Annotated in this window: 14 protein-coding genes and 1 tRNA gene; 3 read left to right on the top strand and 12 right to left on the bottom strand. The window is 33.1% G+C overall.

Going from position 1 to position 17,317, the window contains the following annotated elements; genetic code table 11:
- Positions 1–132: 132 nt before the first annotated feature.
- The 4 genes from ACOYLT_RS06075 to ruvC are packed head-to-tail and all read right to left on the bottom strand — an operon-like array spanning position 133 to position 2,584.
- Positions 133–417, bottom strand: coding sequence for a GIY-YIG nuclease family protein (locus ACOYLT_RS06075; RefSeq protein WP_422852969.1), 285 nt, complete (start codon positions 415–417; stop codon positions 133–135).
- Between the two features lie 28 nt (positions 418–445).
- Positions 446–1,573 (bottom strand): radical SAM family heme chaperone HemW, encoded by a 1,128-nt coding sequence (gene hemW / locus ACOYLT_RS06070; RefSeq protein WP_422852968.1) that lies wholly within the window; start codon positions 1,571–1,573, stop codon positions 446–448.
- 42 nt (positions 1,574–1,615) lie between these two features.
- On the bottom strand, positions 1,616–1,987 hold the full coding sequence (locus tag ACOYLT_RS06065) for a four helix bundle protein (protein WP_422852967.1): 372 nt from the start codon (positions 1,985–1,987) through the stop codon (positions 1,616–1,618).
- Positions 1,988–2,029: 42 nt separating this feature from the next.
- Positions 2,030–2,584, bottom strand: a complete 555-nt coding sequence (ruvC, locus tag ACOYLT_RS06060) for a crossover junction endodeoxyribonuclease RuvC (RefSeq protein WP_422852966.1) — start codon at positions 2,582–2,584, stop codon at positions 2,030–2,032.
- A 123-nt stretch (positions 2,585–2,707) separates the two neighbouring features.
- On the opposite strand from ruvC, the gene ACOYLT_RS06055 reads away from it, so the two are divergent.
- Together ACOYLT_RS06055 and ACOYLT_RS06050 are read left to right on the top strand one after the other, a co-directional pair.
- Complete coding sequence (locus ACOYLT_RS06055) at positions 2,708–3,631, top strand: hypothetical protein (RefSeq protein WP_422852965.1); 924 nt, start codon at positions 2,708–2,710, stop codon at positions 3,629–3,631.
- Complete coding sequence (locus ACOYLT_RS06050; protein ID WP_422852964.1) at positions 3,622–4,755, top strand: glycosyltransferase family 2 protein; 1,134 nt, start codon at positions 3,622–3,624, stop codon at positions 4,753–4,755. Before ACOYLT_RS06055 ends, ACOYLT_RS06050 begins: the two co-directional genes overlap by 10 nt.
- Here the strand turns inward: ACOYLT_RS06050 and ACOYLT_RS06045 are convergent, their stop codons facing one another.
- The 8 genes from ACOYLT_RS06045 to ACOYLT_RS06010 form a co-directional block, all read right to left on the bottom strand.
- Positions 4,756–5,232 (bottom strand): hypothetical protein, encoded by a 477-nt coding sequence (locus ACOYLT_RS06045; RefSeq protein ID WP_422852963.1) that lies wholly within the window; start codon positions 5,230–5,232, stop codon positions 4,756–4,758.
- Positions 5,233–5,353: 121 nt separating this feature from the next.
- Positions 5,354–8,659 carry a DUF7619 domain-containing protein gene (locus tag ACOYLT_RS06040; RefSeq protein ID WP_422852962.1) on the bottom strand — a complete coding sequence of 1,102 codons (3,306 nt, stop codon included), beginning with the start codon at positions 8,657–8,659 and terminating at the stop codon, positions 5,354–5,356.
- Positions 8,660–8,953: 294 nt separating this feature from the next.
- Positions 8,954–9,027, bottom strand: a tRNA-Asp gene (locus ACOYLT_RS06035).
- 85 nt (positions 9,028–9,112) lie between these two features.
- Positions 9,113–10,039, bottom strand: coding sequence for a DUF58 domain-containing protein (locus ACOYLT_RS06030; RefSeq protein ID WP_422852961.1), 927 nt, complete (start codon positions 10,037–10,039; stop codon positions 9,113–9,115).
- 117 nt (positions 10,040–10,156) lie between these two features.
- Entirely contained in the window at positions 10,157–10,474 is a 318-nt protein-coding gene (gene trxA / locus ACOYLT_RS06025) for a thioredoxin (RefSeq protein ID WP_422852960.1), read from the bottom strand.
- 112 nt (positions 10,475–10,586) lie between these two features.
- Positions 10,587–15,086 carry a DNA polymerase III subunit alpha gene (gene dnaE, locus ACOYLT_RS06020; protein WP_422852959.1) on the bottom strand — a complete coding sequence of 1,500 codons (4,500 nt, stop codon included), beginning with the start codon at positions 15,084–15,086 and terminating at the stop codon, positions 10,587–10,589.
- A 136-nt stretch (positions 15,087–15,222) separates the two neighbouring features.
- Positions 15,223–15,600, bottom strand: coding sequence for an RNA recognition motif domain-containing protein (locus ACOYLT_RS06015; protein WP_422852958.1), 378 nt, complete (start codon positions 15,598–15,600; stop codon positions 15,223–15,225).
- A gap of 129 nt (positions 15,601–15,729) precedes the next feature.
- Positions 15,730–16,446, bottom strand: a complete 717-nt coding sequence (locus ACOYLT_RS06010) for a DUF6252 family protein (protein ID WP_422852957.1) — start codon at positions 16,444–16,446, stop codon at positions 15,730–15,732.
- 198 nt (positions 16,447–16,644) lie between these two features.
- Here ACOYLT_RS06010 and ACOYLT_RS06005 point away from each other — a divergent pair.
- Positions 16,645–17,317, top strand: a 673-nt coding sequence (locus tag ACOYLT_RS06005) for a 30S ribosomal protein S16 (RefSeq protein WP_422852956.1), incomplete at its 3' end; no start/stop codon positions are given.

Below are 17,317 nucleotides of genomic sequence, written 5' to 3'. Positions count from 1 at the left end.
TTTTATTTTCCTATTGAACTTGTTTCAGCATCTTTCGATGCATTTTATTTTCCTATTGAACTTGTTTCAGCATCTTTCGATGCATTTTATTTTCCTACTGAACTTGTTGGCATCTCAGCTGGTAAGACCCCGTTACAAGTCCAAATATAAATCTTTTAATTCTGGATTGGAAATTTTTACCAAATTCCATTTCCATTCTTTATGCCAGTTTTTCAGTTGTTTTTCTCTAGCAAAAGCCTCATGAAAATTATCATACTCTTCAAAATAAATTAAAATTACAGCATTATACTTTTTGGTAAAAACTGCTCCCTTACCGTTTCTATGACATTCAACTCTATTCTTCAAATTTTTTGTAGCACCAACATAAATGACTGAGAAGGTCTTATTTGTTAAAATATATGTAAATCCTTTTATCATAATTGCTTTAATAAAAAAAATGCTGACACTAGTTCAGCATGAACAAATCACTTGCAATCCCATCACTCAAAAACTTACCGCTTTTGGTAGTTCTTAAAATGTTGTCATCTATGAATAGTAAATGATCTTCGATATATTTCTCAGCTTGTTGGTTTAAATAATCCAAATAGGTTTTCCCAAATTCAGTTGCAATTTTATCGAGAGAAATGCCCCAAATAGTGCGCAACCCTGTCATAATATATTCGTTATAGCGGTCAGTTTGGGTTAAAGTTTCGCTTTCTGATGGCAATTGATTTTCAGCCAATGCTTTTAAATAGATTGTATTATTTGACACATTCCAACTTCTGGAAAATCCATCATAACTATGTGCTGATGGACCAATTCCGAGGTATTTTTTGCCAAGCCAATAACTTGAATTGTTTTTAGAAAAAAAATGCTCTTTTCCAAAATTAGACAATTCATAATGGATAAAACCATTTTCTTCGAGCTTGTCAACTAGCAAATGAAAATGTTCTTGTGCCACCTCATCATCCAATTGTGGAATAATTCCTTTTTGAATAAATGAGTGCAACGCCGTCTTTGGTTCTACCGTCAAAGCATAACTAGAAATATGGGGTACGTTATAATCTAATGCAATTTGAATGTTTTTCAACCATTTTTCATGGCTCATATTAGGCATTCCATAAATCAAATCAATGGAGATATTCTCGAAATATTTCGTGGCAATTTCTAAACATTTTTTGGCTTCCACCGAATTGTGAGCGCGGTGCATGAGTTTCAAATCCTCTTCAAAAAAAGATTGAATACCTATGGATAAACGATTTACTCTATTATTTGATAATTCGATTATTCGCTCTTCTGATAAGTCGTCAGGATTGGCTTCGACGGTGATTTCGGGATTTTCTGCAACATTATAATTCCGATATACTTCATCAATCAAAAATTTCAAATCTGAAATCTGCAATATTGAAGGTGTTCCGCCCCCAAAATAAATCGTCTCGACAATTTCATCTTTAAATTCATCTTTGCGCAATGCTATTTCTTTGGCCAATGCCAAAACCATTTCATCCTTCTTCTTTAATGAAGTTGAAAAATGAAAGTCACAATAATGACAAGCTTGTTTGCAAAAAGGGATATGGAGGTAGATGCCGCTCATTAGTAAATGCTCAGTGTTCAGATTTTAGTATTCAGTTTGATATTAATTATTTTTTGATCCAAATTTTTCTGGGTTTAAAATCATATAATTTATTAATCTTCCCACTTCTTTTGACTTTTCAACTATATGTTGATACATTTCAATTGTAATATAATTGCATGCTAAAGAATATTCTAACCAACCCTGAGTTTCTGAGTTTTCAGCATCAGCATCAGTTAATTTACTGTGAAAATACTTTGGATATTCTCTTTTTCTGTAAGCTTCTGCAATAGTAATAGTAACGCTTCTTGAACTTCTTCTAACTTGGTCTGTCAATGAATAGGTTTCTTCCTTTGGAAAACTTTTAGTAAGTTCAAAAATTTCCATAGCAACCTCAAACCCTTTTTTATAAGCTAATAAATCTTGAAATCTCATAAGAATATTTTTAACTGAACACTTAAAACTGAACACTGAAGACTACTTCTTAACCCGTTCTTCATTTTGTTTTACGAAAGCATCCCAACCCGTATAGCTTTTTTCGCCAACGGTTTTTCCTGAGTTGAAAAAATGACAAACTGCCGCTGCCAAACCATCGGTAGAATCAAGATTTTTAGGTAATGTTTTTAAACCAAGAAGTTGTTGTAGCATTTTCGCCACTTGTTCTTTACTGGCATTTCCGTTTCCTGTAATGGCCATTTTGATTTTCTTGGGTTCATATTCAGTAATAGGAATTTGACGCGATAATCCTGCTGCCATGGCGACACCTTGCGCTCTTCCCAATTTTAACATCGATTGTACATTCTTCCCAAAAAAAGGTGCTTCAATAGCAATTTCATCAGGATGATGCGTTTCTATTAGTTCAATAGTGCGTTCGAAAATGACTTTCAATTTGGTATAATGGTCATCATATTTGCTCAATAGCAACTCATTCAATTGGATGAATTCCATTTTTTTATTGATGACTTTAATTAAGCCAAAACCCATTATGGTGGTTCCAGGGTCAATTCCTAATATGATGCGTTCGTTTGCCATGTTTTTGTTTCACAGAGATTCACAGAGAATAATAGAGATACACAAAGAAGTCAAAAATAAATTCTTTGTATAGCTTTGTAACTTAGTGAACATTATGCAATAGTTTTTACTTTCTTTGTACCAATGATTAAAATTCCTCACAAAGCTAAGCAATTCGTCGTTTTTCTGGTCAAACTTTTGATTGTATCTGGTGCTTTTTATTTCATCTATAATCAATTGGCAAATAACAACCAACTAGATTGGGGGAAATTCATCGCTTTAGTCAAAGAAAAACAATCTGTTTTAGGAATTTTGTTTGTGCTATCGTTTAGTATTGTTAATCGCTATTTAGAAATTCTCAAATGGCAAAATCTTGTGTCTTTTATAAAACCAATTTCCATTGGAGAATCCACAAAACAAGTACTTGGTGCATTAACCGCTGGGATTTTCACTCCAAATGGTCTCGGAGAATATGCCGGAAAAGCATTGTATTTTGATAAAAAGAAAACCAAAAGAATCATTTTTCTTAACCTCATCTGCAACGGAATTCAAATGATTTTGACTATTATTTTTGGAACTATTGGTTTGTTTATTTTGGGTTATTGGCAATGGGCGTTAACAATTATCGGATTTTCTTGCTTCTTGGTTCTTGCCTCTTTTTTCTCAAAAACCATAAAAATAAAAGGCTATTCCTTAGAAAAACTCCTTCAGAAAATCAACGAAATTCCAAAGTTTATTCACCAAAAAAATTTAACGTTAGGCACATTACGTTATTTAGTTTTTTCACACCAATACTATTTTTTATTTCTCGCTTTTGATGTAGATTTACCCTATTTTACTATGATGGCAACCATAGCAACAGTTTATTTGTTAGCTTCCTCTTTACCCAGTTTTCAATTTTTGGATTTTGCTGTAAAAGGAAGTGTAGCTGTTTTTTTCTTTGGGAAATTAGGTGTCAATGAATGGATTGTAGCTTTTATTTCTACCTTAATGTGGTTTTTGAATGTTGTATTGCCCGTTAGTATTGGAAGTTATTTTGTCTTAAAATTTAAACCCAAATGGAATTAATTACTATTTCTTTATATTTGATTTTGTTACTCTATGTGCTTTTGATACTCCAACTCGTGGTTGGTTTTAAAAAAGTAAAAACTTTTGAAAGAACTAATCTTTCTCCGAAAACAGCTTTCACAATTATTGTTCCTTTTCGAAACGAGGCGAAAAATCTCCCTAAACTTTTAGCCTCTTTTTCTAAACTAAATTATCCTCATGAATTACTAGAAATTATCATGGTTGATGATTTTTCAACTGATAGTTCGGAACGCATTTGCATTCGTTGGCGCATGAACCATGACACACTTGACACTACTTTACTGGAAAACCTTCGCTTATCCAATTCTCCCAAAAAAGATGCCATTGCACGTGCAATGCCTATAGCCAAATACGATTGGATTATAACGACCGATGCTGATTGTATCGTAAATAAAAATTGGCTACTTACTTTTGATAATTACATTCAAAATAATCAAGTTGAAATGATAGTAGGTGCTGTGATTTATAATGTAAAAAATAACTGGTTTCATCATTTTCAGCAATTGGACTTATTGAGTTTGCAAGGAACCACTATTGGGAGTTTTGGTATTGGAAAACCGTTTATGTGTAATGGCGCCAATTTTGCCTACACTAAAAAACTTTTTCATGAACTTGATGGCTTTAACGGAAATGATCAAATAGCCAGTGGTGATGATGTTTTTCTGTTGCAAAAAGCAGTGGCGAAATTTGCGGACAAAGTACTATATCTAAAACACAAAGACGTAATTGTAAAAACAAAACCCGAAAACGATTTGTTTCAACTCTTTATGCAACGCGTTCGCTGGGCTAGTAAAACAACCCGTTATCAAAGTGGTTATGCTAAACTATTAGCGTTAGTAGTCCTTCTTATAAATCTTATTTTAGTTGTTGGTTGTTGGTTGTTGGTTGTTGGTTGGTTGGATTGGCAAATTTTTATTAAACTATTTTTAATTAAATATGTTGTTGATTATGTTTTGCTTTATAAATCAAATCAATACTTACTAAAAGGGAAATGGTTATTGCCTTTGGCAAGTAGTATTATTTATCCTTTCTTCTCAAGTTTGGTGGGATTATTTTCTTTGTTTGGCAGTTTTTCTTGGAAAGGGAGAAGGTTTAAAAAGTGATTATTCCTGTTTAATAACAACCGGCAAGACAAACTGCGTTTTCACGGGAATACCTCTTTTGATAGCAGGGTTTATTTTAGGAAAATCAACCAGTCTTGCCTGAAGAATACTATCAATCTTTATTGTATCATAGGCCACAGAATCTTTAACAAATTGAGGGTCGAATTCCATAGTGGCATTGGGAAAAACCGTAACCTTTACTTCAATAGTATCTAATTGAGGGAATAACATAGAAAGGGTGTCAACCGCCAATTTTTCTTGGATTGTCGTGGTTAAAAAATCAAAAAAACATTGCTCCCGTTGGGCTTTATCACTTAGCTTTTCACAATCAGCAACGGAAGGATATTCATCCACTTCCTTCCAATTAATCTCTTTTAATTGCTTTTCAAACAATTCCTTTTCAGAGGGAACTTTTTTCTCAATGTATTGACAAGAAAAGCATAATGATACTATAAATAAAGCAAGAGCTTTTTTCATGAAAAAATTTAATCGATTAACAGTTTCAAAAGTAAGAAATTATATTTACTACTACTTTGGTTTGTTTAAAAAAGAAAAGCTCTCTGTTATGGAGAGCTTTTCATTGATATAAATTTATAATTTATTCTACTATTAATTTTTTTATCACTTTTAAGTTTGTATCAGAAGTAACTTCAAGTAGATAAACCCCTTTAGATACTGATGATAAATCAAATGTTTTTGAAGAATCGGTAGTTGTTGTTTTTTCCGAAAGTATTACTTTTCCTAGCATATCATAAACAGCAATAGCAGCTATAGTACCGTTATTTTTTACCGAAACAGTAACTATATCAGACACTGGATTTGGATAGAAAACAAAATCACCATTCTCAAATTCATCAACGCCAAGTTGAGCTACAAATTCTGTATTAAATGTATTAGTGATAATCGCTGGATTAAAATCAAAGTAAATAGAAGCAGTGTTTGGAATAATATCACCAACAGCAAAACCAACTCTAGGTTTTACTTGAAAAGTAATGTATCCTTTTCCTATAGTAGTGTTAGCTACTGAAACTGGTAATTGAATATCGTCAAATCGCCATGTTAAATTGTTATCTACTCTATCCATAATATAATTGTGACTCGCACTAATCATTCTAATTGTATTTTCATCTAATCTTGAATCCAATACATCATTTACTCTAACATTGATGGCACTTGCTGTTCCTGTATTTTCAAATCGGATGGTGTAATACAAATAGTCATTGGCAGTGAAAGTTGAATGTAATATCCTTTCACCGTGCGACTCCATTTTATCGTTAGGATCATAAGACCCAATAATAATTTGAGAACAATTGGAAGTATTATTTGTTGGAACCACATCTCCACTAATTGGAGCAATACTAGCAGTATTAGTTAATAGATCACCCAAAGCAACTGTAGGAACATTTGGCACTTGCATAGTCAGAATAATTGTTCTTGTTTCAAAAGGTAAAAGATTGGTGAAATTATAGGTAAATCCATTAGGCGAGGAAGTTGTTCCTGTTTGAGAGTTATCAGTAATCGTCACCAAAGCATCTTTAGTAAAAGTTACTGTTCCATCAACAACTGTTTGATTGCCAAAATTAGTATATACTATTTTGTTTTGATAGGTAAAGCCTGGCCTTGGTGCATTTATTGGAACAATATTTACTGCTAAATCATTATAAGATTGTGTAACAGTAATTGGAAAATTATAAGTTTGCATTCCAGCACCAATAACTACATAAATATTGCTATAGTTGGAAGTAGTTATACCATATGAAGCTGCATAATCTGAATCTATTGTATAACTGAATTTATAGGAATTTGAATTAGAAGTATCATAAATATTATAAATTCCAGTTGGAGAAATTATATTATGAACGTTTCCATTGTTGTTTACTTCATAAGAAAATTGCCCTAACGGGAAATTCTGCTCCCCATTGTCTTGAGTTCCATTATTATTTGAATCTAAGAAAGCATTTAATCGTAAACCTGAACAATCTATTCCTCCAGAAGAATTACCAAGTTCAGTAATTGTAATAAAACCTGCTTGGTTACTGTAATTAGTTACCATTAACAAATAATATTGCCCTGGTTGTGCATTAGGTATCAATGGAAATTCAACGGCTGCAACAGAAAAACCACAAGAAACAACGTTTGCTAATAATAAATTTGGATTACCACAAGGTGAAACCGGATTAGTAAATGGGCCATAAACAATATAGTCTACATCTAATGGAGTTCCATTTAATGAATTTTGATTTATTTGTAAATTTATTGTTCCTGGATTGCTTATTGGCAAATAGAACCAAGTAGGGTTTGGTGATGATAATAAACAATTAGCTGAACCAGTACTACTATTATTTACAGTATTAGAAAAGGGCACACCAATTGAATTACACAAAGAGTTTGCTTGAGAACATACAGAAGCTAAATTACAATTAGAATAGGTGTTTAGTTGAAACGAATAAATACTATCACAAGAATTCGGCACTATTTCTCTAACAAAAACATTTGTAATTGGATTTTGAATACCAATATTCAAAGTTTGTGGGTTAGTAAAAGGCACAACTTGATTTTGTGCATTAGACAGACTCGGATAATATTCTAAAGTATTGTTAGTATTTATTTGCGCTTGAACAGTGGTTAAATCAAAAGTAACTACTCCATCATTATTATCATCACATTGCTGCATATTATTTAATGGCGTTACTACGCTAGAAACTGTATCAACAATAAGAGAGAACCCTAATATTTGATAGGCTTGAGTAATATTATTCTCCAATCGGGCAAATACTGCTTGTGATGTTGAAGTACAATAGGGAGACGTTAAAGGATTATCATTATTCAAAGCATTAGATTCAGAGTTGTAATAGGTAATAGAATAATCTACTGTATTTAATGTATTAATAATGATTGTAGTGTTCGAAAATAAATCAAAACAAGCTAAACCATTATCATTTACACATTGTCTTAAATCAACTGGTTCTCCGGCTTGGGGCACACAAGCCACTGTGGAAAAAGTAGTTTGAACCCAAGTACTCATATTTACAGAAGTACAATAAGTTCTGATATAAATATCATATTGAGTGCCGCAGGTCAAACCCTCAAAAGTGTATGAACTTCCTTGAGCATAATAAGCATTACTTGCGATTGTCGGAGCAGGGCTACCCGCTGGAGCAATATAAATTAAAGATTCAGTGATGGAATCTGGATTAGTCCATGTTAAAGTTGCAGACGTTTCTGTTATATCGGTGGTCACTAAATTTGTAGATGGTGAACAACTCGAACCCCCGCAATCTTGTAAAATTAATTCTATAATTCCTACAGAATAACAACCAGTTACAACATTTTCTACTCGATAAAATACAGGAGGTTGATTAGCAGGTAAGGCAACACTAACATAACAACTAGGATTTGCAATTGGATTAATTCCTACTTGTGCATTTGATTCTGTTTGATAAAAAGTAATTTGAATACCTGTATTTACTTGATTAATGGAGTTTTCAACACTAGTTAAATCCCAACATTGAAAAGCGTTTGAACAAACTGATATACTTTGTGTTGGCGCGTTTGGCGTTGGATTTACATTTAAATTGACTTGTAAAATCGTAAATTGTTGTGTTGCGACGGTTACTATTCTAGCAAAAATAGTTTGTAAAGTTGGTGTTATATTAATGTAAGAACTTGACATTGGATTTACACTAATCTCAGCTTGAGTTTGTGTTTCATGATAAGTAATCACATAATCTTGTGAATTTAAATTACCTAAAATTTCATATGAAATTCCTTCTAAATAAAAGGATGCAAAACCGCCATTATTATCATCACAAACATTATTAAATTGTGATGGGTGGGGGAAAGTTTGAGCCCAAAAAATAGAAGTTGAAAAAAATAAGGTGAGTATGAGTAATGATTTTTTCATTTTAAATAGTTGGTTTGGTTGATTAACAATATTAAAAATTTGTTTTTATATATCAAAAAAGAATCGCAATATACAAATTAACAATTAATTACTAAAGGTAATAAGCTATATAAAGCAAAAAAGCCATCCTTAGATTCTGAAATTAATTCAGAATAAACGGAAAGCTTTCCATCGGTCTAACAATTAAACCATGATACGAGTTACAAATTCGTATCGAAAACAACACAACTAATCTTAAATACTTTTTTTGGGCAAAAAAGGTTTTCATTACTGAAAACCTTTTCCCAATTTTAGCGGTCTGGACGGGACTCGAACCCGCGACCCCATGCGTGACAGGCATGTATTCTAACCAACTGAACTACCAAACCTTCGCTTAATTGCGGTTGCAAATATACAACCGTTTTTGATTTCTGCAACTTTTTTCAGTAAAAAAATGAACTGATTTTTTCTTCATTAACCAAACATTTGTTTTTCAACTAAGTATGTTGTTAAAATCTTTTCAAAATTTTCTTCCACTGCTACTGGAACATATTTTATCTTGTTTTGAGCACATGTCAATGCTAATGTTTTAAAATAATCATTTACTTTTTCTTCGTAAACTTCTTTAATCGTATCAGCAAAAATATTTACTTCTTCTCCCGTCTCTAAATCAATAAATTTACGCGGTGCATTATCAAAATTAAAATTGATTTCTGTTTTTTTATCCATCACATGAAATACTACCACTTTATGTTTGTTGTGTTTCAGATGCTGCAAAGCGTTAAAAAGTGCTTCTCTATTTTCTGTTTGAAACATATCTGTAAAAAGCACAATCATGGAACGGCGATGAATTTTTTCTGCAATTTGATGCAAAAATGTAACGGTATCTGTTTTCTTTGCTTCTTTAAAATTTTCTAACAAATCTTCCAATTTATTCAAAATCATTCGATGATGACGATCGCTACCTTTTTCGGGTGCATAATATTCATAAGTATCTGAATAAATACTTAATCCAACAGCATCTCGTTGTTTCTTTAATAAATTCATTAAAACAGCAGAAGCTAAAACAGAAAATCCAATCTTATTGTGATAAAAAGGTTCTTCCTTTTTTAGTTTTGGATAATGCATAGAGGAAGAATTATCGATAATCAAATGACATCTAAGATTAGTTTCTTCTTCGTATTTTTTGGTAAACAATCTATCTGTTTTAGCAAAAAGTTTCCAATCTATATGTTTGGTACTTTCTCCAGCGTTGTATGTTTTGTGCTCAGCAAATTCTGCCGAAAATCCATGAAAAGGACTTTTATGCATACCAGAAATAAAGCCTTCTACCACTTGATTTGCTAATAATTCAAGATGCTTGAAACCTGATATTATTTCTTTTTGTTCTTCTATCTTCATAGCTCAAAGATAAATTAATTTCATTCAGTCGACTTTGCCTCGAGTGAAAAGTTGAATTTAAATGTACAAAAAAAGGTTTGACTTTCATCAAACCTTTTTTTTATGAAATTATAATGATTACAATAATGCATCAATAGCATCCGTATAAGTTTTTTTAGGAGCAACTCCCACTTGACGTCCTACTACTTCACCGTTTTGAAATACTAATACTGTCGGAATATTACGAACTCCATATTTTGCAGCAAAATCCTGATTGGCATCTACATCTACTTTACCTACAGTAGCTTTGCCCTCGTATTCTGTAGCAATTTCATCGATAACAGGCCCTACCATTCTACAAGGTCCACACCATGCTGCCCAAAAATCTACTACTACTGGTTTATTTGATTTTAATACTACCTCATCAAAAGTAGCATCCGTGATTGCTAAAGCCATATTTCTATATTTTAAATTACTTATTTATTATGTGACAAAATTAAACATTTTTTTTGTATTTCTCTTTTTAAAAAATCAGTTTTGGTTATCAATTCATTATCCGAATTGATACTTAATTTAAACTAAATTTTATATTCATTTTCTCCAATGCAACTAGTAACTCATTGGATATTTTAATTTTAAGTTTCCTACTTGGCATGGAAACTCTTGTTACTACTTGGTTTTCTTCTTCAATAGGGATGTCAACGGCAATTTCTTCTGGATTTTCGATATCAAAAGTAGCCTCTTCTTCCGCAATAATTTTAGGAACTATTTCAATTAATTTTTGAACTTTTTCTTGCTCAATAATTTCAAATGTAACTGTATTATCCCCTTTATTGGTAATAAATAGTTGATTAAGCTGTTGTATAAAATTTTGATGTAAATCATTAATATCCAAATGAATGCTTAATTTTTTGGCAAATTGAGTTAGCACATCTTGAAGTTGTTTAACGTCTAAAAACTGTAACCTTGGTTCTGATTTTTTTCCAGTTTCTCTATTTACCCAACCATCTTTCACGGTTACTTTAAAATAAACAAATTGATTGTTTACCAAAAAATGTCTGAACTTTAAATATTCTTCGTCAAAAATTCTAAATTCGTGACTTTCATCATAACCCTCTAAAGTAAACATTGCCCAATCTTTCCCGTTTTTAGCGGTTTTATATTGCACATTTGTAACAATGCCAGCAAAGGTTAAATTCTTACCTATATGACTTCCAAGATTTTTTAAGTTTTCCAATTTACTGTTACAAAAATATTTCATCTCAAAAATATAATCATCTAATGGATGTCCTGAAATATAAATTCCCACTACTTCTTTCTCTTTAGCTAATTTTTCCATTGTACTCCAATCTTCACAGGGAGGAACTGTAGGTTCTGCTATTTGAACATCACTGGCATCTCCAAACAAACTTACCTGTGATGAATTTTCGTTTTCTTGAAACTTTGCTCCGTATCGAATTGCCTTTTCATAAAATGTAATATTATCTCCATCGGTATGAAAATATTGTGCACGATAAGTGTCGGTAAAACAATCAAAACCTCCAGCTAAAGCTAAGTTTTCAATAGCTTTTTTATTGGCCGCTCGTAAATCAATTCGTTTGGCTAAATCAAAAATAGACTTGTATTTTCCGTCTTTTCTATTAGCAACAATAGTTTCTACTGCATTCATTCCAACTCCTTTTACTGCACCCATTCCAAAACGAACCGCGTAGTTTTCATTTACTGTAAATTTATAATAACTCTCATTAACATCGGGACCCAAAACTTGCAATCCCATTCGTTTACACTCCTCCATAAAGAAGGACACTTGCTTGATATCGCTCATATTATTAGAAAGTACTGCTGCCATATATTCTGCTGGATAATGCGCTTTTAAATAGGCAGTTTGATAGGCAATCCAAGCATAACAAGTTGAGTGCGATTTATTAAATGCATATTGTGCAAAGGCTTCCCAATCTTTCCATATTTTTTCTAACTTATCTTCTGCGTGACCATTGGCAACGGCTTGTTCGATGAATTTGGATTTCATTTTATCCAAAACATCTTTTTGTTTTTTACCCATTGCCTTACGCAAAACATCGGCATCACCTTTTGAAAAACTGGCTAGTTTTTGAGAAAGTAACATTACTTGCTCTTGATATACAGTAATTCCGTAAGTTTCTTTTAGAAATTCTTCGTTAGCTTCTAAATCATAGGTGATGGGTTCTTCTCCATTTTTTCGACGAACGAAAGAAGGAATATATTCTAAGGGACCAGGACGATATAGGGCGTTCATAGCAATTAAATCGCCAAAAACAGTTGGTTTTAAGTCTTTCAAATACTTCTGCATTCCTGGTGACTCATATTGAAATATCCCAACAGTTTCTCCTTTTTGGAAGAGCTCATACGTTTTTATATCATCTATAGGGAAAGTATCAGGGTCGAGTTCAATTCCGGTTCTGTATTTTACTAATTTAACGGTATCTTTTATCAATGTCAGAGTTTTCAACCCTAAGAAGTCCATCTTTAACAATCCGGCACTTTCAACAACGGAGTTATCAAATTGAGTTACGTATAAATCCGAGTCTTTGGCAGTAGCCACTGGAACGAAATCAGTAATATCACTTGGTGTAATGATAACGCCACAAGCGTGAATACCTGTATTCCTTAGATTTCCTTCTAATATTTTTGCTTGTTGAATGGTTTCGCCGCCAAGGTCATTGGCATTCGCAAGTAAAATTAATTCTTTTACTTTATCAAATTCTTCGGAGCGCAAAGCGGCTTTTAACTTGTCCTTATCTAAAGTAAATATCTTGGCTAAATTGAGTGAAGTTGGTATTAACTTGGCAATTTTATCGGCTTCGAATAATGGCAAATCCAATACACGAGCAGTATCTCTTACCGAAGATTTAGCTGCCATTGTTCCATAAGTAATAATCTGCGCCACTTGCTTGGAACCATACTTATGGATTACATAATCCATAACTCTGCTTCTTCCTTCGTCATCAAAATCGATATCAATATCGGGTAATGACACACGATCTGGATTTAGGAAGCGCTCAAAAAGTAAATCGTATAATAAAGGGTCAATATTGGTAATTCCGAGGCAATACGCCACCACAGAACCTGCGGCTGAACCACGACCTGGCCCAACAGAAACATCCATTTTTCTGGCTGCAGCAATAAAATCTTGTACAATTAAGAAATAACCTGGATATCCTGTGTTTTCTATAGTTTTTAATTCAAAATCTATGCGCTCTTGTATCTCGGGAGTGATTTCTTGATAGCGTCTTTTTGCCCCTTCAAAAGTTAGATGTGCTAAATATTTATTTTCACCTCGTTTGCCTGAATCCGTTTCGTCTTCTGAAACTAAAAATTCTTTTGGAATTTCAAACTTTGGCAACAATACATCGCGCGACAAATCGTAAATCTCTATTTTATTTATAATTTCTTCTGTTGTTATAATCGCTTCGGGCAAATCGTGGAATAGCTTTTTCATTTCATCTCCCGATTTGAAATAGTATTCTTGATTGTTAAACCCATAACGATAGCCTCTTCCACGACCAATTGGTGTAGCTTGTTTTTCGCCATCTCTTACACACAATAGAATATCATGGGCATTAGCATCTTCTTTATTGATGTAAAAAACATTATTGGTAGCTACCGTTTTTACATTATGTTTTTTGGCCAAAGTTATTAATGAAGCATTCACTCTATTTTCATCTTCCTGATTATGGCGCATTAATTCGATATAAAAATCTTCGCCAAATTCTTGTTTCCACCAAACTAGTGCTTCTTCGGCTTGATTTTCACCAATATTTAATACTTTACTCGGAATTTCTCCATAAAGATTTCCAGATAAAACAATGATATCTTCTTTATATTCTTGAATAGTTTTTCGGTCAATCCTTGGCACATAATAAAATCCTTGGGTATAAGCAATAGAAGAAAGTTTTGCTAAATTGTGATACCCTTTTTTGGTTTTGGCCAAGAAAACAATTTGACAGCCATTATCTTTTCTAGACTTATCCTTTAAATCATCACACACATAAAACTCACAACCCACTATAGGTTTAACTATAGTTTCTGTTGGTGTTTCACCGCTTTCTTGGGCTTGTTTGTTTTTGGATTCTGCTGATTTGTTGTGGTATAAAATATCGCGAACAAAATGAAAAGCACCCATCAAATTGGCATGATCTGTCATAGCTACTGCAGGCATTTTATTTTGAACGGCGGCTTTTACTAAATCGTCAACGCTAATGGTAGATTGCAATACTGAAAACTGCGTATGATTATGTAAATGCACAAAATCAACCTCTGCAAGATTATGATGTATTTGTTTATCTTGGTTTGTAGGGATAACAACTTCTTCCTTTTCTTGAAATTGTTTTCTGATTTCGTCTGAGGCCTTTTTCAGGTTGAGGTGTTGTAATCCTATAAGTTGAATTTCTTTTGGATTGTTTTTACTAAATTCATTGAAATAATCTTCTGAAACATCAAGTTCTTCTTTAGTAAAAATATCTCTTCGGATTAATTCAAAAAAACAACGCGTGGTGGCTTCCACATCGGCAGTGGCATTATGAGCTTCTGCAAATGGCAAGTTGAAAAGATAAGCATGAAGTTCTGTTAGCGTTGGTAATTTAAATTTTCCTCCTCTTCCTCCCGGTAATTTTAATAGTTCTGCGGTAACCTCAGTACAAGTGTCTAAAACTGGCATAGACGACATTGGTGAATTGACACCCATTCGGTAAAACTCACAGCCCATAATATTGACATCAAAGCCCACATTTTGTCCCACAATAAACTTGGCTTTCGCCAAAGCACTATTGAATTTTTCTAAAACCTCTTGTAATGCTAGACCTTGCTCTTCTGCTAATTCAGTAGAAATCCCATGAATTCTCTCGGCATCATAAGGAATGTTAAATCCTTCGGGCTTTATCAAATAATCTTGATTATCTAATAAATTTCCCATCTCATCATGTAACTGCCAGGCAATTTGAATACATCTTGGCCAGTTATCAGTATCAGAAATAGGTGCGCCCCAACGTTTTGGCAAACCTGTAGTTTCGGTATCAAAAATTAAATACATGAAGGGTAATTTGAATGAATTCTAACTTTTCAAAAATACATTTTTCAATGGTAGTAATCAATTTTAGTTATCAACAAAAAACAAGAAAGTCAGCTCAAAATGAGCTGACTTTCTAAATATCTATATTAGAATGTAACTAGTATCTTCCTCTATTTCCACCACCGCTGTTTCCGCCACTATAGCTTCCGCCACCACGTGAATTTCCACCACCGTTATAACCACCACCTGAACCGCCTGAACGATTGTTATTGAAAGATCTTCTTTCGCCTTCTGGTTTCGGTTCTGATTTGTTAACTACAATAGTACGACCGTCAACAGTAGCGCCATTTAGTTCTTGAATTGCTTTTTCGGCTTCTGTGTCATTTTCCATTTCCACAAATCCGAATCCTTTACTTCTTCCAGTAAATTTGTCTGTAATAATTTTTACGGAATTAACCGTACCATAAACCTCGAAAGATTCTCTTAAGTCTGCATCGTCTATAGAAAACGGAAGACTCCCAACAAAAATGTTCATATTTTATATTTAAAATTCAAATACAAAGGTAACCTAATTAAAACTGTAAACTACTTTTAATTTGGACTTTATTAAAATATTAACAAAAAAACCATCCGAAGATGGTTTGTGTTTTTTTCTAACTTAAATTTATATAGATGGTAAAATGGGAATTTTATAAAATTCTCCATATTGAAAATTTAAAATTGGGCCACCAAAAGGACTATTATTAGCATTGACAGCATTGAATTTAAATTTACCCGAAATAGTCATATTTACATTATCATATTCGGTAATCTTTATTTCACCATTACTATTTTGAACATTTACTATTAGAATTTTACAATTCAAATTGCCTCCAACCACAGTGATTAAATCTCCAGCCTGATAGGCATTACCACGAGAAGAAACAACTACACTTGTTACAATGCCTGAAGCATCAGCAACTATATTGACTGTTAATCCACTGCCTGTACCGCCAGTAGTTGCAACGGATGTGCCACTAGAATAACCGGTACCACTATTATTTAAACTAATGTTTGAAACCGGACCAGGCACTGCTACTGTAGCATATTGCAAATCGATAGCTCCAAAATTTGAAGAGTAAGAAGCAGAATTATTAGTATTTGAAGTGCCTAATATGTAAGTACCAACATTAGCACTACTGGTATAAAGTGTTATTTGTTCATATTGAGTTAATGCTTCAATACTCAGTTTACCAGTGGCATCTAGATAAGCTTTTGTGTCATTTGATCTCCAAAAAACATCATCTTTTAACCCTTGAAATCCAGGATTGTTGCTTTTTAAGTCTTCTTGGCAAGAAGAAAAAAGAATAGCAATGATAAAAAGGGACAAAAATCTTTTCATAACGTTTATATTTATAACACAAAAATAGTTTTTTAATACAAAAATGCTAATGTTATGCATAAAAAATAATGCTAAAGTTTAGTCTTAATTTATTTGTTTGATAAAAAACAAATTTACAATTGCTTATTTATTAAAAAAAACTATATTTGCGCCCTTAAATAACTCGAGGTCGAGTACCTCAAATTAATCAAAAAGATTATGTCAGTAAAAATTAGATTACAAAGACACGGTAAAAAACAAAAACCTTTTTACTGGATCGTAGCAGCTGATGCTCGTTCAAAAAGAGATGGTAAATTCCTTGAAAAATTAGGGACTTATAATCCAAACACCAACCCTGCTACTATTGAATTAAACCTTGACCAAGCAGTTCAGTGGTTACACAATGGCGCTCAACCAACCGATACTGCAAGAGCAATCCTTTCTTACAAAGGTGCCTTAATGAAACATCACCTTGATGGTGGCGTTCGTAAAGGAGCTTTAACGCAAGAACAAGCTGATGCTAAATTAGCTAAATGGTTAGAAGACAAAGCAGGTAAAGTTACAGCTAAAAAAGAAGGTTTGACAAAAGCGCAAGAAGCAGAAAAAGCAAAAGCTTTGAAAGCAGAAAAAGTGGCTAATGACAAACGTGCTGCTGCCGCTGTTGAAGCTGCAAAAGTAGAAGAAGAAGTTGCTGTTGAAGAAACTGTAGCTGAAGAAACCCCTGAAGTTGTTGCTGAAGTAGCTGTAGAAGAAACTACAGAAGTTGTTGCTGAAGAGGCACCGGCAGTTGAAGAAACTCCTGCTGAAGAAGAAGCTCCAGAAGTTGTTGCTGAAGAAGCACCGGCAGTTGAAGAAACTCCTGCTGAAGAAGAAACTCCAGAAGTTGTTGCTG

It is taken from the genome of Flavobacterium sp., assembly GCF_049318185.1.
In the GTDB taxonomy this organism is placed as follows: Bacteria; Bacteroidota; Bacteroidia; order Flavobacteriales; family Flavobacteriaceae; genus Flavobacterium.
The sequence above is the reverse complement of the archived record's forward strand: the minus strand, read 5'-3'. Positions and strand labels throughout refer to the sequence as shown.

Coding starts and splice junctions, on each gene's coding strand:
- ACOYLT_RS06075 (WP_422852969.1), bottom strand. CDS start 417: ATGATAAAAGGATTTACATATATTTTAACAAATAAGACCTTCTCAGTC.
- hemW (WP_422852968.1), bottom strand. CDS start 1,573: ATGAGCGGCATCTACCTCCATATCCCTTTTTGCAAACAAGCTTGTCAT.
- ACOYLT_RS06065 (WP_422852967.1), bottom strand. CDS start 1,987: ATGAGATTTCAAGATTTATTAGCTTATAAAAAAGGGTTTGAGGTTGCT.
- ruvC (WP_422852966.1), bottom strand. CDS start 2,584: ATGGCAAACGAACGCATCATATTAGGAATTGACCCTGGAACCACCATA.
- ACOYLT_RS06055 (WP_422852965.1), top strand. CDS start 2,708: ATGATTAAAATTCCTCACAAAGCTAAGCAATTCGTCGTTTTTCTGGTC.
- ACOYLT_RS06050 (WP_422852964.1), top strand. CDS start 3,622: ATGGAATTAATTACTATTTCTTTATATTTGATTTTGTTACTCTATGTG.
- ACOYLT_RS06045 (WP_422852963.1), bottom strand. CDS start 5,232: ATGAAAAAAGCTCTTGCTTTATTTATAGTATCATTATGCTTTTCTTGT.
- ACOYLT_RS06040 (WP_422852962.1), bottom strand. CDS start 8,659: ATGAAAAAATCATTACTCATACTCACCTTATTTTTTTCAACTTCTATT.
- ACOYLT_RS06030 (WP_422852961.1), bottom strand. CDS start 10,039: ATGAAGATAGAAGAACAAAAAGAAATAATATCAGGTTTCAAGCATCTT.
- trxA (WP_422852960.1), bottom strand. CDS start 10,474: ATGGCTTTAGCAATCACGGATGCTACTTTTGATGAGGTAGTATTAAAA.
- dnaE (WP_422852959.1), bottom strand. CDS start 15,086: ATGTATTTAATTTTTGATACCGAAACTACAGGTTTGCCAAAACGTTGG.
- ACOYLT_RS06015 (WP_422852958.1), bottom strand. CDS start 15,600: ATGAACATTTTTGTTGGGAGTCTTCCGTTTTCTATAGACGATGCAGAC.
- ACOYLT_RS06010 (WP_422852957.1), bottom strand. CDS start 16,446: ATGAAAAGATTTTTGTCCCTTTTTATCATTGCTATTCTTTTTTCTTCT.